Annotated in this window: 15 protein-coding genes and 1 riboswitch; of the genes, 4 read left to right on the top strand and 11 right to left on the bottom strand. The window is 63.9% G+C overall.

Annotated features, from left to right (window positions below):
• Nucleotides 1–26: 26 nt before the first annotated feature.
• From BLQ92_RS13735 to glyQ, 4 genes are read right to left on the bottom strand one after another with little or no spacing between them, the layout of a single operon-like run.
• Nucleotides 27–785: a lysophospholipid acyltransferase family protein gene (locus tag BLQ92_RS13735; protein ID WP_090685043.1), complete on the bottom strand. Its 759-nt coding sequence runs from the start codon at nucleotides 783–785 to the stop codon at nucleotides 27–29.
• Nucleotides 786–826: 41 nt separating this feature from the next.
• Nucleotides 827–1,387: a D-glycero-beta-D-manno-heptose 1,7-bisphosphate 7-phosphatase gene (gene gmhB, locus BLQ92_RS13740; RefSeq protein WP_090685044.1), complete on the bottom strand. Its 561-nt coding sequence runs from the start codon at nucleotides 1,385–1,387 to the stop codon at nucleotides 827–829.
• A gap of 24 nt (nucleotides 1,388–1,411) precedes the next feature.
• Complete coding sequence (gene glyS / locus BLQ92_RS13745) at nucleotides 1,412–3,517, bottom strand: glycine--tRNA ligase subunit beta (RefSeq protein ID WP_090685045.1); 2,106 nt, start codon at nucleotides 3,515–3,517, stop codon at nucleotides 1,412–1,414.
• 15 nt (nucleotides 3,518–3,532) lie between these two features.
• On the bottom strand, nucleotides 3,533–4,540 hold the full coding sequence (gene glyQ, locus BLQ92_RS13750; protein WP_090685046.1) for a glycine--tRNA ligase subunit alpha: 1,008 nt from the start codon (nucleotides 4,538–4,540) through the stop codon (nucleotides 3,533–3,535).
• 103 nt (nucleotides 4,541–4,643) lie between these two features.
• On the opposite strand from glyQ, the gene BLQ92_RS13755 reads away from it, so the two are divergent.
• Nucleotides 4,644–4,976, top strand: coding sequence for a type II toxin-antitoxin system RelE/ParE family toxin (locus BLQ92_RS13755; protein ID WP_090685047.1), 333 nt, complete (start codon nucleotides 4,644–4,646; stop codon nucleotides 4,974–4,976).
• Nucleotides 4,969–5,274, top strand: coding sequence for a helix-turn-helix domain-containing protein (locus tag BLQ92_RS13760; protein ID WP_090685048.1), 306 nt, complete (start codon nucleotides 4,969–4,971; stop codon nucleotides 5,272–5,274). The genes BLQ92_RS13755 and BLQ92_RS13760 overlap by 8 nt, the downstream gene beginning before the upstream one ends.
• Before the next feature lie 54 nt (nucleotides 5,275–5,328).
• Here the strand turns inward: BLQ92_RS13760 and lnt are convergent, their stop codons facing one another.
• The 7 genes from lnt to BLQ92_RS13795 all read right to left on the bottom strand — a co-directional run bounded on the left by lnt (nucleotide 5,329) and on the right by BLQ92_RS13795 (nucleotide 13,065).
• Nucleotides 5,329–6,999 carry an apolipoprotein N-acyltransferase gene (gene lnt / locus BLQ92_RS13765; protein WP_090685049.1) on the bottom strand — a complete coding sequence of 557 codons (1,671 nt, stop codon included), beginning with the start codon at nucleotides 6,997–6,999 and terminating at the stop codon, nucleotides 5,329–5,331.
• 34 nt (nucleotides 7,000–7,033) lie between these two features.
• On the bottom strand, nucleotides 7,034–7,930 hold the full coding sequence (locus BLQ92_RS13770; RefSeq protein ID WP_090685050.1) for a CorC family transporter: 897 nt from the start codon (nucleotides 7,928–7,930) through the stop codon (nucleotides 7,034–7,036).
• Nucleotides 7,931–8,243: 313 nt separating this feature from the next.
• Nucleotides 8,244–8,915, bottom strand: coding sequence for a gamma-glutamylcyclotransferase (locus tag BLQ92_RS13775; RefSeq protein ID WP_090685051.1), 672 nt, complete (start codon nucleotides 8,913–8,915; stop codon nucleotides 8,244–8,246).
• A 26-nt stretch (nucleotides 8,916–8,941) separates the two neighbouring features.
• Complete coding sequence (ybeY, locus tag BLQ92_RS13780) at nucleotides 8,942–9,403, bottom strand: rRNA maturation RNase YbeY (protein WP_090685052.1); 462 nt, start codon at nucleotides 9,401–9,403, stop codon at nucleotides 8,942–8,944.
• Between the two features lie 67 nt (nucleotides 9,404–9,470).
• Nucleotides 9,471–10,532, bottom strand: a complete 1,062-nt coding sequence (locus tag BLQ92_RS13785) for a PhoH family protein (protein WP_090685053.1) — start codon at nucleotides 10,530–10,532, stop codon at nucleotides 9,471–9,473.
• A gap of 33 nt (nucleotides 10,533–10,565) precedes the next feature.
• Nucleotides 10,566–11,951 (bottom strand): tRNA (N6-isopentenyl adenosine(37)-C2)-methylthiotransferase MiaB, encoded by a 1,386-nt coding sequence (gene miaB, locus BLQ92_RS13790; protein WP_090685054.1) that lies wholly within the window; start codon nucleotides 11,949–11,951, stop codon nucleotides 10,566–10,568.
• Nucleotides 11,952–12,093: 142 nt separating this feature from the next.
• On the bottom strand, nucleotides 12,094–13,065 hold the full coding sequence (locus BLQ92_RS13795; RefSeq protein WP_090685274.1) for a LysR family transcriptional regulator: 972 nt from the start codon (nucleotides 13,063–13,065) through the stop codon (nucleotides 12,094–12,096).
• Between the two features lie 113 nt (nucleotides 13,066–13,178).
• Between BLQ92_RS13795 and BLQ92_RS13800 the strand changes: the two genes are divergently transcribed.
• Together BLQ92_RS13800 and BLQ92_RS13805 are read left to right on the top strand one after the other, a co-directional pair.
• Nucleotides 13,179–14,354, top strand: coding sequence for an MFS transporter (locus tag BLQ92_RS13800; RefSeq protein ID WP_090685055.1), 1,176 nt, complete (start codon nucleotides 13,179–13,181; stop codon nucleotides 14,352–14,354).
• A gap of 145 nt (nucleotides 14,355–14,499) precedes the next feature.
• Nucleotides 14,500–15,183, top strand: a complete 684-nt coding sequence (locus BLQ92_RS13805) for a helix-turn-helix domain-containing protein (protein ID WP_090685056.1) — start codon at nucleotides 14,500–14,502, stop codon at nucleotides 15,181–15,183.
• A gap of 111 nt (nucleotides 15,184–15,294) precedes the next feature.
• A riboswitch (FMN riboswitch) is annotated at nucleotides 15,295–15,549 on the top strand.
• The last annotated feature ends 142 nt before the right edge of the window (nucleotides 15,550–15,691 follow it).

Below are 15,691 nucleotides of genomic sequence, written 5' to 3' on the forward strand. Positions count from 1 at the left end.
AATACGCCTTCGAGGGCGTGGGCGCGTCAGATTCGAGCGGCGGCGGACGTGCCGGCTTCAGCACGGTACGCGGCAGGATCGATGCGGCGCATCTCCGCTTCGATCCACGTTTCGACGCGCGTGTTCACTTCATCGGGCGTGAGCCCCTTCGTCTCGATCGGCTTGCCGATCGACACTGTGACTATACCCGCATATTTGAGAAACGAGTTACGTGGCCACACACGTCCTGCGTTGTGTGCGATCGGCACGACGGGTGCACCGGTCGCCACCGCGAAGCGCGCGCCGCCGGTTTTGTACTTGCCTTGCGTGCCGGTCCGGGTGCGCGTGCCTTCCGGAAACATGATCACCCACGCGCCTTCTTCCATGCGTGTCTTGCCTTGGGTGATGACCGATTCGAAGGCGTACTTGCCGTCCTTGCGGTTGATATGCACCATCTTCAGCAGACCGAGCGCCCAGCCGAAGAACGGCACGTACAGCAGTTCGCGCTTGAACACATAGCACAGCGGCCGCGGCATCAACGCCGGGAACGCAACCGTCTCCCAGGCCGACTGATGCTTCGACAGCAGCACGGCAGGGCCGTCAGGCAGATTCTCGAAGCCCTCGATCCGGTAGTCGATGCCGTTCAGGCGGCGCACCACGGCGAGCGTCGAGCTGCACCAGCCGGCCGCCATCCAGTAGCGGCGCTCGGCGCGCATGAACGGGAAAGCGATGAAGCAGGCGATCGCGTAGGGGATCGTGTAGACCACGAGGAAGACCAGCAGCAGCAGCGAACGGAGGAAGCGCATCGGGGCGGGGCAGTCAGTGTTAAGGACGCGCTCAGGTCGCGTCAGGCTTGTTCTGTGGCGAGAAAGTCGAGCGCGAAGGCGCGCAGGTCGTCGTGGACTTTGGTGCCTTCCGGCAGGCCGCCGGCAGCGAGCGTCTTGCGGCCCTTGCCGGTCAGCACCAGATGCGGCGCGAAGCCGAGCACCGCTCCCGCTTGCAGATCGCGCAGCGAATCGCCCACGACCGGCGTGCCCTTCGGATCCACTTCGAAGCGCTCGGCAATCATCTTCAGCATGCCGGGTTTCGGCTTGCGGCATTCGCAGTGATCCTCGGCCGTGTGCGGGCAGAAGAACACGGCGTCGATGCGTCCGCCGACCGCTGCAGCCATGCGGTGCATCTTCAGATGCATCGCATTGAGCGCGTTCATGTCGAACAGGCCGCGGCCGATGCCCGACTGGTTGGTCGCAATCGCGATGCGATAGCCGGCCTGGTTGAGCCGGGCAATCGCTTCGAGGCTGCCGGGTAGCGCGACCCACTCGTCCGGCGACTTGATGAAGGCGTCCGAATCGACGTTGATCACGCCGTCGCGGTCGAGGACGACGACTTTTTTAGGGTTGCTCGGCATAGCGCGGGCGCCTGGTTGCGTCGGTTAGGCTGCGAGTCTGGAAATGTCGGCGACGCAGTTCATCTGCTGATGCAGTGCGCCGAGCAAGGCCAGACGGTTAGCGCGCAACGCCGGGTCTTCGGCGTTGACCATTACGTCGTTGAAGAACGTGTCGACCGGTTCGCGCAGAGCGGCGAGTGCCGTAAGCGCACCCGTATAGTCATGTGCCGCCAGTTGCGACTGGACGCGCGGGGCGACCTGTTCGAGCTGCGCGTGCAAGGCTTTTTCCGCGGCTTCGATGAGCAGATTGACCTGCACGCCACCCACCGGCGCGCCGTCCGACTTCTTCAGGATGTTCGAAATGCGCTTGTTCGCAGCGGCGAGCGAGGCGGCTTCGGTGAGCGCCGAGAACTCGCGCACGGCATCGAGACGCGCGACGACGTCGTTCAGGCGCGTGGGGTTCAGCGCCAGCACCGCGTCGATTTCACCGGCCGAGTAGCCGCGTTCGCGCAACAGGCCGCGCAGACGGTCCATGCAGAAATCATAGATGGCTTGCGTCGAGTCAGCGACGTTCGGCACCGCGGCGAACTGTGCGTAGGCGGTGCGTAACAGCTCGACGAGATCGACCGGCAACTGCTTCTCGACCAGAATCCGCAGCACGCCCAGCGCGTGACGGCGCAGTGCGAACGGGTCTTTCTCGCCCGTCGGTTGCAGGCCGATGCCCCAGATGCCGACCAGCGTTTCGAGCTTGTCTGCCAGGGCGACGACCGTGCCGGTTGCCGTGGCCGGCAACGCGTCGCCGGAGAAGCGCGGCTGATAGTGTTCGGTACAGGCAAGCGCGACTTCTTCCGGCTCGCCGTCGTGGCGCGCGTAGTACGTGCCCATCGTGCCTTGCAGCTCGGGGAATTCGCCGACCATGTCGGTGATCAGATCGGCCTTGGCGAGCAGAGCGGCGCGCTTCGCGAGCGCGACATCCGTACCCATCAGCGTGGCAATCGCGCCAGCCAGGGCTTCGACGCGTTCGACGCGTTGCAGGGCCGAGCCGAGCTTGTTGTGATACACGACGTTGGCGAGCAGCGGCACGCGGTCCGCCAGCGGCTTCTTCTTGTCCTGCTCGAAGAAGAATTTCGCATCGGCCAGACGCGGGCGCACCACGCGCTCGTTGCCTTCGATGATGTCGCCCGGCGTTGCCGTCTCGATGTTCGAGACGATCAGGAAGCGCGAGCGCAGCTTGCCGTTGGCGTCGGTCAGCGCGAAGTACTTCTGGTTCGTCTGCATGGTCAGGATCAGGCACTCCTGCGGCACTTGCAGGAATTCGTCCTCGAAACGGCAGGTGTAGACGACAGGCCATTCGACCAGCGAGGTCACCTCGTCGAGCAGCGCTTCAGGCATCACCACCTGGTCGCCCTCGGCCTGCGCGAGCAGTTGGGTGCGGATGTCTTCCTTGCGGTCGGCGAAACCCGCGATCACGCGACCCTTGTGATGCAGCGTTTCTGCATACGTATCGGCGTGCTGGATCGCCACCAGACCGTCGGAGAGGAAGCGATGACCGAGCGTGGTGTCGTCGGAGTCGATGCCGAGCGCCGTAACCGGCACCACCTGTTCGCCATGCAACACCGTCAGGCGATGCGCCGGGCGCACGAACTGGATATTGGTGCCGTCGGGACGCTGATAGGTCATGACCTTCGGTATCGGCAGCTTCGAGACGTTCAACGTTTCGTCGAGCGCCGCTTGCAGGCCTTCGGCGAGCGTGGCGCCCGGCGCGGCATAGCGCAGGAAGAAAGCGTCGGCCTTGCCATCCGAGGCGCGCTCGAGGTCGTTCACCGAGAAATCGGGGAAGCCGAGAGCGGCGAGTTTCTTGGCGAGCGGCGCGGTGGGCTGGCCGTCCTTATCGAGCGCGACGGACACCGGCAGCACTTTCTCGCGCACCTGCTTTTCCGGCGCGACGCTGCGCACGTTCTTGATCGTGACCGCGAGACGGCGGGGCGTGGCGTAACGTTCGAACGACAGCTCGCCTTCGATCAGGTCGCGCGCGGCGAGGCGCTGGGCGATCCCTTCGGCGAAGGCGTCGCCGAGGCGCGCGAGCGCCTTGGGCGGCAATTCCTCAGTCAGCAGTTCGACGAGGAGGGTGGCGTGTTGGGGATGAGTCATGTGTTCGTGTTCTCGTCAGTCCGCGTCGATCTTGCGTTCTACTTTGAGCGGCGGCGCCCAGGCGGGCATCGCGGCGTCCTGTTCGTCGGTCGTGAGACCGGGCACTCCGTGCACCGGATTGCCGAGCATCGGGAAGCCGAGCTTCTCGCGCGATTCGTAGTAAGCCTGCGCCACCTGGCGCGACAGGTTACGAATCCGGCCGATATACGCCGCGCGCTCCGTGACCGAGATCGCGCCGCGGGCGTCGAGCAGGTTGAACGTGTGGCCGGCTTTCAGCACCAGTTCGTAGGCCGGCAATGCGAGCGGCACTTCCATCATGCGCTTCGCTTCCGCTTCGTAGCTGTTGAAGAACGTGAACAGCAGATCGGTGTTCGCGTGCTCGAAGTTGTAGGTGGACTGCTCGACTTCGTTCTGGTGGTACACGTCGCCGTACGAGAGGCGCCGCAATTCCGGGCCGTTCGGGCCTTGCTCTTCCCACTCGGTCCACACCAGGTCGTAGACATTCTCGACCTTCTGCAGATACATGGCCAGACGCTCGAGCCCGTAGGTGATTTCGCCGAGCACCGGCTTGCAGTCCAGACCGCCCACCTGCTGGAAGTAGGTGAACTGGGTGACTTCCATGCCGTTCAGCCACACTTCCCAGCCGAGGCCCCACGCGCCGAGCGTCGGGTTTTCCCAGTCGTCTTCCACGAAGCGCACGTCGTTCTGCTTCAGGTCGAAGCCGAGCGCTTCGAGCGAGCCGAGGTACAGGTCGAGGATGTTTTCCGGCGCCGGCTTCAACACCACCTGGTACTGGTAGTAGTGCTGCAGGCGGTTCGGGTTCTCGCCGTAACGGCCGTCCTTGGGGCGGCGCGACGGCTGCACGTACGCCGCGCGCCACGGCTCCGGGCCGACCGCGCGCAGGAAAGTGTGGACGTGGGAGGTGCCCGCGCCGACTTCCATATCGATCGGCTGGAGCAGCGCGCAACCCTGCTTGTCCCAATAGGATTGCAGCGTCAGGATGATTTGCTGAAACGTGAGCATGAAGTGCCTTTCGGGCATGGAGGCCGCGCCGCAGGCGCCGGGGCGCGCGAGGCGGCCGTGGAGCAAAGTGCTAAACCAGAGATTTTAACGGAAAGGGCGGGGGGTGAGGATTTTTGGGGGCGGGGTGGGGGTGGGGGCGCTGGAGGAGGCGGACCGAGGTCTGATCGATGCGAATCTGGGCGCACACGTGTTCAAGAAGCGAGTCGGTGTCGACGGACGGGGCAAACGCGGCGGGCTGCGCACGCTGCTGGCGTATCGGAAGGGTGAGCGGGCCTTCTTCGTGTTCGGGTTTGCGAAGAACGAGCGAGCCGACGTGAGCCACAAGGGACTGCTGACGCTGAAGCTGATGGCGTCGGAGCTGCTTGGTTATGACGCGCGTACGCTGGCCCAGGCGCTGCGCGCGGGCGAGTTGCATGAGATAAAGAGCCATGAGTGACAAACTGCTGAAGGCGTTGCATGAAACAGCGCACGGGCTGTACCGGGCCGGGACGATGGATGCCGTTACGCTGCGGGAGTTCGACGCGCTGTGCCTGCCGCCAGTAAAGGATTACAGTGCCGCGCAGATCAGGCGGCTGCGTCAGCGTAGCAAGACCAGCCAGGCGGTGTTCGCGGCATGCCTGAACACTAGTGCCTCGACGGTGCAGAAGTGGGAGCAGGGGCAGAAGCGGCCGAACGGTCCATCGCTGAAACTGCTCAGCCTGGTGGACCGCAAGGGTCTGGAGGCTCTCCTTTAAGGTCCTATGATTGGGCAAAAAAATGGCGCTCTTTCTAAGAGAGCGCCACCCTGATCAACCTTCGCCGTTTCGTCGCCGTATCCCCGGCCCAAACGCGAACCCAAACGCGAGAAACAGCAGCGAAACCGCCAGAACGGTGTTATTGCCGCTGGTCACATACGGCGTATTCCCCGACGTCCCTTGCACGGTCACATCAATCGACCCAACCGTATAAGGCGCAAGCCGCGCAAGCACCTTCCCGTGTGCATCAATCGCAGCCGTGGTCCCGGTGTTCGTCGCCCGCAACATCGGCCTTCCCGTCTCTAGCGACCGCATCCGCGCAATCTGCAAATGCTGATCGAGCGCGATCGTATCGCCGAACCACGCGAGGTTGGTCGAATTGATCAACACCCCCGCCGGCGTATCACTCTCACGAATCGAGCGCGCAATCTCTTCGCCAAAAATATCCTCGTAGCAGATATCGACAGCCACAGGCTGGTTATGCACCAGAAACGGCTTCTGCACCGGCGCCCCACGAGCAAAGTCGCCAAGCGGAATATTCATCAAGTTCACGAACCAGCGGAAGCCCCACGGCACGAACTCACCGAACGGCACCAGATGATGCTTGTCGTAGCGGTACAGCTGATGCGAGCCCGGCGTGATGCCGAAGAGACTATTCGTATAGTCGACCAACCGGCCTTCCGGCGTAATGGTCCCGCCGATCGCACCGAAAATCACTGATGTCCCGGTGGAATCGACAAACTTGCGAACTGCCAAAGCAAACGGCTCCGGCAGTTCCTGGATGACGACCGGAATCGCGGTCTCCGGTGTCACCACCAGGTCGGCCGGCTTCGCGGTAATCATCTGCTGATATTCGTTGATGGCGGCGACCATGCCGGCCTCTTCGAATTTCATTTCCTGCTTGACGTTGCCTTGCAGCAGGCGCACGTTCAGCGGTGCGTTAGACGGCACGGTCCACGCGACGAGAGGCAGCAACATTCCGGCTGCGATCAGCGCCACCGCGACCACGGCCGCCGGCAGCACGCGGCTGGCTCGTGAGGCGCCCCTGGCCGCCTCGGCAGGTTCACGCACACGCAGTAGCGCTTGCACGATCAGCGCCGCGACCAGCGCCAACATCCAGCCTACGCCATACACACCCGCCACCGGCGCGAATCCGGCGAGCGGTCCATCGACCTGCGCATAGCCGCTCGAAAGCCACGGAAACCCCGTGAACACATAGCCGCGCAGCCATTCGCCGAGCGCCCATGCGCTAGCGAATGCAAACGCACCGTGCCAAGTCGGTGAAAACGGCTTGTCATCTCGCACGCCGTTTTGCGCGTGCCCCGCACAGAACGACCACACTCCCGCCGCCAGCGCCGGATACACCGCGAGATACAGCGAGAACAACACCAGCGCCGCGCCCGCCAGCGGCGCGGGCATCCCGCCGTAGTGGTGCATGCTGACGTACAGCCACCACACCCCCGTGACGTAGTTGCCGAAGCCGAACGCGCCGCCGGTCAATGCCGCGCTTTTCCACCCGGTAGTACGGGTAAGCCACGCGAAGAAAAACACGAACACCACCAGTTCGAGCCAGCCGCCATGTGGCGTCGGTGCGAACGACAGCGTGTTCGCCGCACCCGCGAGGAGTGCGACGAGGTAGTGCCAGCGCGGCATCGTTCGGCCCGGCGCTTGCGCGACGGTGGACGCCACGCTACGGCGCAGACGGGAGGTGATCGAGTCGGCCATTATTGCGTGGTCGTTTTGAGGAAAAGAGAAGAGATCAGGTCTGCACGTGCTGCGCGTCGCGCTCGCGCTGGCCCGCGAGCGGATCGCGGCGTACCAGCAGCATGTGAATCTGCCGCGCGTCGCCGCGCAGGATCTCGAAGATCAGGTCGTCGATGCGCACCTTCTCGCCGCGATGCGGCACGCGCCCGAAACGATGCGTGACGAGTCCGCCGATCGTGTCGACATCTTCGTCCGAGTAATGCGTGCCGAACGCTTCGTTGAATTGCTCGATCTCGGTCAGCGCCCGCACGCGGAAGCGGCCGTCCGGCGAGGCGATGATGTTGCCGCTCTCCTCGTCGAAATCGTATTCGTCCTCGATGTCGCCGACGATCTGCTCCAGCACGTCTTCAATCGTGATGAGGCCCGCGACGCCGCCGTACTCGTCCACGACGATCGCAATGTGATTGTGGTTCACGCGGAAGTCATGCAGCAGCACGTTCAGGCGCTTGGACTCCGGAATGAACACGGCGGGGCGCAGCATGCCGCGTACATCGAATTCCTCTTCGGCGTAGTAACGCAGCAGGTCTTTGGCGAGCAGCACGCCGATGATGTTGTCGCGGTTGCCTTCGTAGACCGGATAGCGCGAGTGCGCTTTCTCCAGCACGAAGGGGATGAACTCCGCCGGCGTTTCCGCGATGTTGATCGCGTCCATCTGGGCGCGCGGGATCATGATGTCGCGCGCGCAGAGTTCGGAGACCTGGAAAACGCCTTCGATCATCGACAGCGAATCCGCGTCGATCAGGTTGCGCTCGTGCGCGTCCTGAAGGATTTCCAGAAGTTCGCCGCGAGATTCAGGCTCGGGCGAGATGAAGTCGGTCAGACGCTCAAGCAGGGAGCGTTTTTCCTGTGGTTTGTCGCTAGTTCGGTGTCGACTGGGATACGTGTCGTTCATGGTGGTGCGCCCGGCAAGTCTGGGCGCGCTGTTGCAGAGCGTTAAGGATACACCACGCACATGGCAGGACCGTGTCCCCGCGCACTCGCCGGCGAGACAAACGGTGGCGCCGCATGCGCAGGGCCTGGTTCAATGCTAACGGATAAATCCGCCCGAGGGGCGGTGGAGCAAAAATCCGCCGCGCAAGCTCAGTGTAAGGCAGTGTGGTCGTGGCGGGCGGCCCCATGTGACGAGGCGCGTGCTGCTCAGCCGGGTCGGCAGATCAGCTCAGCCGGCGCTCAGCCTCAGCCGTACGGAGTGTCAGCCTCACCATTTAGCCGCCGTCGCTCTCCGCTTCGCGGCAGCGCGCCAGCAGCGCTTCGAGCGCACGGTCTGGCATACCGCTCTCGCGCAATGCGGTGACGGTGCGGCTCACGTAGTCGAGCGTCGTGCCATAGCGGCCGCTGGCGCAGCCGAACACCGTTTGCACCACCTCATCGGCCAGCTTTCCGGTGTAGGTCGGCACGTCGCGGCGCATCACGAAGGCGAGCGCGTCGACCCGGCGGCCGTCCGTGAGGTTGCATGGCAGCCAGGCTGGCCGGTACGAGCCCATCGCCATTTCCCGGCGCCATAGCGTCTCCAGATGCGGCATCGCGCCCTCGGCGGCGAGCCGGAACGCAATGCCGGTGCACGAGCCGCCGCGGTCGAGCGCCAGCACAAGGCCGGGCTGCTCCGGCGTGCCGCGGTTCACGCGCGACCATAGATACAGGCCGCGGTGATAACCGTGCACCTTGGAGCGCGTCGCTTCGACCGTCGGCATGCCCGGATTCCAGATCAGCGAGCCATAGCCGAACAGCCAGAGATCGCTTTTGCGGTCCCAGTCGCGCAGCGCGCATTCGAGCGAGGCGCGCAATTCCTCGTCCGTCAGCAGCCGCGATTCGCCGAGCGACGGCGGATAGCCGGGGCAGGGCGGGCGGTCGTCGGGTACGGGGTAGGGGGCGCTCACGGTGCGTGCATAAAGGCGGGTAGGGGTTACTGGTAAGGGTCGCTGAAACCGAGCTTGGCCAGGATCTCAGTCTCGATCGCTTCCATTTCCTGCGCTTCCTCTTCGACCTCGTGATCGTAGCCTTGCGCGTGCAGCGTGCCGTGGACCAGCAGATGCGCATAGTGCTCGGCGAGCGTTTTGCCCTGCTCGGCGGCTTCTTTTTCGACCACCGGGCAGCACAGGATCAGATCGCCCGTCACCGGATCGTCTTCCGATTCGGCATAGGCGAAGGTCAGCACATTGGTCGAATAGTCTTTGCCGCGATAGGTGCGGTTCAGCGTGCGGCCTTCGTCGGCGTCCACGAAGCGCACGGTCAGTTCCGCATCGGCAAAGAGGGCCGCCTTGACCCAGCTTGCGACGGTTGCGCGCGGCAGAATCGCCTTGTGCTCCGGCCAGGCCTTGGCGGCGGGGAATTGCAGGTTCAACGTCAGTTTCGGGGCGCGGCTCATGCGTCTTGATTGTGTGGCGTTCTTGGCAGTCTAATGCGTGGCATCAATACGATGCCACATGGCTGATTCAGCGTGCATCGGCGGGACTCGCGTTCTTCTGCGAGTGCGCATCGTAGGCCTCCACGATACGCGCCACCAGCGGATGGCGCACGACGTCGACGCTGGTAAAGCGCGTGAGCGCAATGCCGCGCACGTCCGACAGCACCTGCTGCGCTTCGATCAGCCCGCTCTTGTGGCCGCGCGGCAAGTCGACCTGGGTGGTGTCGCCGGTGACGACAGCCTTCGAGCCGAAGCCGATCCGCGTCAGGAACATCTTCATCTGTTCGGGCGTGGTGTTTTGCGCCTCGTCGAGAATGATAAACGCGTGATTCAGCGTGCGGCCGCGCATATAAGCGAGCGGCGCGATTTCGATCATCTGCCGCTCGAACATCTTCGCGGTCTTGTCGAAGCCGAGCAGATCGTAGAGCGCGTCGTACAGCGGGCGCAGATACGGGTCGACCTTCTGCGCCAGATCGCCCGGCAGGAAGCCGAGGCGCTCGCCCGCTTCGACGGCCGGACGCGTCAGCACGATGCGTTTGACCTGATCGCGTTCCAGCGCGTCCACGGCGCAAGCCACCGCCAGATACGTCTTGCCCGTGCCCGCCGGCCCGACGCCGAAGGTCACGTCGTGCGAGACGATCTGTTTCAGATATTCACGCTGCGCCGGAGTACGGCCGCGCAGGTCGGCACGCCGCGTGTACAGCTTCGGGCCGAGCTCTTCGAGGTCTTCGTCGCCGGTGTCGGCCGGCTCGTCGAACGGGTGGTCCGGGTCGTGACGGAAACGCGCGTCCGGGTTATCCGCGCCGTTCGCACGACTGCGCGCCGGATGACGCGCCTCGACCAGCGCAAGCTGGATATCGTCGACCGAGAGCGGATCGCGCGCGCTGTTGTAGAAGTTTTCGAGGGCCGTGAGCGCCACCTTGGCGCCCCGGCCGCGGATCGAGATCCGGTGACCGCGGCGTTGCAGCGTGACGTCGAGCGCCTGCTCGATCTGCCGCAGGTTTTCGTCGAGCGGTCCGCAGAGGTTGGCGAGCCGCGCGTTGTCTTCGCGCGGTGCGGTGAATTCCAGATGCTGCTGAGTGGTCTTCAAGGCGGTGGATCGATCCTGTCGGTTTCAGTGCGCTTAATGGGTGGTGGCCGGCGAGTCGTTGTGCATTCCGTCATGCACCAGCACGAGTTCGCCACGTAGCGAATGTGGGTACGCTTGCACGATTTTCACGTCGACCATCTGGCCGATCAGCCGCGCGTGCGATGCCAGCGGCACCGGGAAATTCACCACGCGGTTGTTTTCGGTGCGGCCGGCGAGTTCGTTCGGGTCTTTGCGCGCCGGACGTTCGACCAGAATACGCTCGACCTTGCCGACCATCGATTCGCTGATGCGGGCGACGTTTTCTTCGATCGTAGCCTGCAGATGTTGCAGCCGTTTGAGTTTCACTTCACGCGGCGTGTCGTCGTGCAGGTTGGCCGCCGGCGTGCCGGGGCGCGGGCTGTAGATGAACGAGAAGCTGGTGTCGTACTTCATCTCGTGAATCAGCGCCATCATCTTGTCGAAGTCTTCCTCGGTCTCGCCGGGGAAACCGACGATCATGTCGGTGGACAGCGACAGGTCCGGACGGATCGCGCGCAGCTTGCGGATCACCGACTTGTATTCGAGCACCGTGTAGCCGCGCTTCATGGCCATCAGGATACGGTCGGAGCCGTGCTGAACCGGCAGATGCAGGTGGCTCACGAGCTTCGGCACCTTCGCGTACGTGTCGATCAGACGCTGGGTGAATTCCTTCGGATGCGAAGTGGTGTAGCGGATGCGTTCGATGCCGGGAATATCCGCGACGTATTCGATCAGCGTCGCAAAGTCCGCGATCTCGGATGAGCCGAGCGTGAGGCCGCCACGGTATGCATTCACGTTCTGGCCGAGCAGCGTCACTTCACGCACGCCCTGGTCTGCGAGGCCGGCGATTTCGGTGAGCACGTCGTCGAGCGGGCGCGACACTTCTTCGCCGCGCGTGTACGGCACGACGCAGTAGCTGCAGTACTTGCTGCAGCCTTCCATGATCGAGACGAAGGCGCTCGGGCCGTCGACGCGCGCCGGCGGCAGATGGTCGAACTTTTCGATTTCCGGGAACGAGATGTCGACTTGGGCGCGGCCGCTTTCGCGGCGCTTGTCGATCATCTGCGGCAGACGGTGCAGCGTTTGCGGGCCGAACACCACGTCCACATACGGCGCTCGCGCGACGATCGACGCGCCTTCCTGGCTCGCCACGCAGCCGCCCACGCCGATGATCAGGTTCGGATTCGCTTCCTTCAGCTCGCGCGCACGGCCGAGTTCGGAGAAGACTTTTTCCTGCGCTTTTTCGCGCACCGAGCAGGTATTGAAGAGAATGACGTCCGCGTCTTCCGGGGTGTCGGTCTTGACCAGGCCTTCAGCCGCACCGAGTACGTCGACCATTTTGTCGGAGTCGTACTCGTTCATCTGGCAGCCGTAGGTCTTTACATAAACTTTCTTGATCATCGAATTTCGCCGGTCGCAGTGGTTAACCTGGGGGCGTCGTTTAAGAGTGAAGTGAGGCGAAAACGTGCGCGGGCTGGGCGCGGCGCAGGGCCGGACGAAGCCTTGGGGACGCCTCGCAGCATGTTCTCAGCGTAGTCCAACATTATAGCCCTTCACCGGATACGGGATTTTTATGCGGACGCAGCTGCGGCAGGCCGAGCAGCGCTTCCAGTTCGTCCGAAACCTGGGCGAAACGCTCGCTCAGAAAGTCCAGCAGCACCCGTACGCGCGGGGCCATGTAGCGGTTGCGGTGGTAGAGCGCGTGCAGCGGCGCGTCGGGGTAGCGCCAGTCGGGCAGCAGGACCTTCAGGCCGTCCGAGCGCAGGTCGGCTTCCACGTCCCACATCGACTTCACCACGATCCCGTAGCCGCGCAGCGCCCATTCGCGGGCGACCGCGCCGTCATTGGTCTCACGGGCGGTATCGAGCGGCACCGTGTAGTGCTGGATCTCGTCGCCGCGTGTGAAGCGCCATTCGTTGACCGGCCCGGATGCCGTGCCGAGCACGATGCAGTCAAATCGCGCCAGATCGAGCGGATCCTTGGGCTCGCCATGCTTCGCGACGTATTCCGGCGCGGCGCACAACACGCGCCGGTTCGGCGCCAGCGGCCGGGCGATCAGCGAACTGTCCTGCGGCACGCCGAAGCGGATGGCGAGGTCGATGTCTTCCTGCACCAGGTTCGACAGCGAATCCGACAAGGTCAGCGCGAAGGTCACCTCGGGATATAGCGCGTTGAATTCGTCGAGCCAGTGCATCAGCAGGTTGCGCCCGAAATCCGAGGTCGCGGAAATCCGCACCTTGCCGCGCACCACGCTCTGTCCCTCCTGCAGCAAAGACTCGGCGTCGTCGAGCGCCTTCAGCGCCTGGCGGCAGCAGTTGAGGTACAGGCGGCCTTCGTCGGTGAGGCGCAACTGGCGGGTGGTGCGCTCGAACAGGCGTGCCTTCAGGCCGGTTTCGAGCTTCGTCAGACGGGCGCTGGCTGCGGCCGGCGTCAGGCCGAGCTTGCGGCCGGCCGCCGACAGGCTGCCCAACTGCGCAGCTTCGACGAACAGGCGGACGTCGCCGAGGTTATCCATGGGCATCGATTGTTCAAAATAATTTGAAAATGATTCAAATGCTACGCCAATTCTCAAATTGACGGGGGCCACGGACAATCCGCTTACTGAAATTTCGCGGTTGGAGTCTTGCTATGCCTATTCCCCTTCTTGCGCTAGCGATCAGCGCTTTTGCCATCGGCACGACCGAGTTCGTGATCATGGGCTTGCTGCCCGAGGTGGCGCGCGACCTCGCCGTCTCGATTCCGTCTGCGGGCTTGCTGGTGAGCGGTTATGCGCTCGGCGTGGCGGTTGGAGCGCCGTTGCTTGCCGTGGTGACCAGCAAGATGCCGCGCAAGCTCGCGCTGCAGTTGCTGATGGGCGTGTTTATCGTCGGTAACGTGTTGTGCGCGGTGGCCTCGGACTACTCGGTGCTGATGATTGCGCGCGTCGTGACGTCGTTTGCGCACGGCTCGTTCTTCGGCATCGGCGCAGTGGTGGCGGCCTCGCTCGTGCCGCAGGAAAGGCGCGCCAGCGCGATTGCGCTGATGTTCACCGGACTCACGCTCGCCAATGTGCTCGGGGTGCCGTTCGGCACCTTCATCGGCCAGGAGTTCGGCTGGCGTATGGCGTTCTGGGTCGTCGCCGCGCTCGGCGTGGTCTCGCTCGCGGGCGTCGCGGCGCTGGTGCCGAACAAGCACGACACGGGACCGGCAGGTCTGATGCATGAAGTGCGCGTGCTCAAGGACCCGCAGGTGTGGATGGCGCTCGCGATGACGATTGTCGGGTTCGGTGGCGTATTCGTCGTGTTCACCTACATTGCGCCGATTCTCGAGCAGGTGAGTGGTTTTTCGCCGCGCGGTGTCACGCTGATTCTGGTGCTGTTCGGCGTGGGGCTGACGGTTGGCAATACGATCGGCGGCAAACTCGCGGACCGCGCGCTGATGCCGTCGCTGATGGGGATTTTGCTGGCGCTCGCCGTGGTGATGGCAATTTTCACGCGCACCAGTCATTCGCAGGTGGCTGCCGCAGTGACGATTTTCGTCTGGGGGATCGCCGCGTTCGCCACGGTGCCGCCGTTGCAGATGCGCGTGGTCGAAAAGGCGACCGCAGCGCCGAATCTGGCCTCGACGCTGAATATCGGCGCGTTCAACCTGGGCAATGCAGGGGGCGCGTGGCTCGGCGGGCTGGCCATTGGTCACGGTTTGGGGCTCGATGCACTGCCGTGGGTCGCGGCGGCGGTTTCCCTCGCGGCGCTGCTGTTGACGTGGCTGGCGGCGCGCATGGATGCGCCGCTCAGCAATCGCGCGATTAGCGGCGAGGCCATATGAAAATTCGGCACAAGCTTTGCCGGAATCGTCCTCCGCAATACTGATAACAGTGTGAAGATAACTTCGTTGGGCGTAGCGAATCGCGATGCTATCTTGCCTCCACTAACCTTTTGCCCGCCATCCGGCGGCGCTACTGGAGGCACTCATGAATTCACCGCTTGCGCTGGTTCGCGATGCCGCACTCGATGCTCACGATGGGCCGCGGGCCGCGGAACCTTTCGATGCGTTGGAACATCTGGTCGGTGTCAATCTCGCCCGCCTGCGGGCCGAACGACAGTTGTCGCTAGACGCGCTGGCCCGCGCTTCGGGCGTCTCGCGTGCCATGCTGGCGCAGATCGAGTCGGCTCGCAGCGTGCCGTCGATCAAGGTGCTGTGTAAGGTCGCGGCGGCGCTGAAGGTCTCGGTCGCCGCGTTCTTGCGCCGCCATGCCAACAATGGCTTCGAGCATCTGCCTGCCGACCGCGCGACGCGCCTCGTCAGTTCGAACGGCCGGTATTCAGCGCGACCGCTGTATCCCGATGCGGAACCGGCGACCGCCGAGTTTCATGAATTGCGCATCGCGCCGCTCCATACCGAGGCGGGCGTACGGCGTGCGCCGGGCACGACGGTCAATCTGGTGGTGAGCGAGGGCACGCTCGAAGTCAGCGTGCATGACCAGCGCCAGTTGCTCGCCACCGGCGACGCAATCGTGTTCGACGCCGATCAGCCGCATAGCCTGCGCAATCCTGGTGACACCGAGGCGCGCGCGTTTCGCGTCACGCTGAATGCGGAAACGCCGCCGCGCTGGGACGTGCCGCACGATGCGGTGCGGCATGCGGCGCCGGTTTGATGAAATGATTGCGCGCGGCGGCTAGCGAGGCGTCGTTCTAATCCATGGCCGCTTCGCTGCAGAGCGAGCGCGGCTGTTGTATGCTTCCCCTGCCGGAAATTCCGGCAATCAGTGCGTCTTCAGGGCGGGGTGAAATTCCCCACCGGCGGTATGCAGGCAGCGCAATCGCGCTTGCCGGCGAGCCCGCGAGCGCCCAAGTCGTTGTGCGTTGCTGGGATCAGAGTAAGCGCTGAAGCACTAACTCTGATCGACAACGTTGCATGGGACCGGAGTAAGTGCTTCGCACTAACTCTGGTCGACATGGGGTCAGCAGATCTGGTGCGATGCCAGAGCCGACGGTCATAGTCCGGATGGAAGAAGATGTGCAGATAGTCATGTCGGTTCCCGTTGCGCTGCTCGATGGCCTGAGCGGAGCATGGGCGTTCCATTGGAACGTCCAGCGGGACGAGTGCTGCCTGTTTGCAATGCCCTGAAACGTTTTTCGCCCAACTTTTGCGAGAGCGTTTCA

The organism is Paraburkholderia phenazinium (genome assembly GCF_900100735.1).
In the GTDB taxonomy this organism is placed as follows: Bacteria; Pseudomonadota; Gammaproteobacteria; order Burkholderiales; family Burkholderiaceae; genus Paraburkholderia; species Paraburkholderia phenazinia.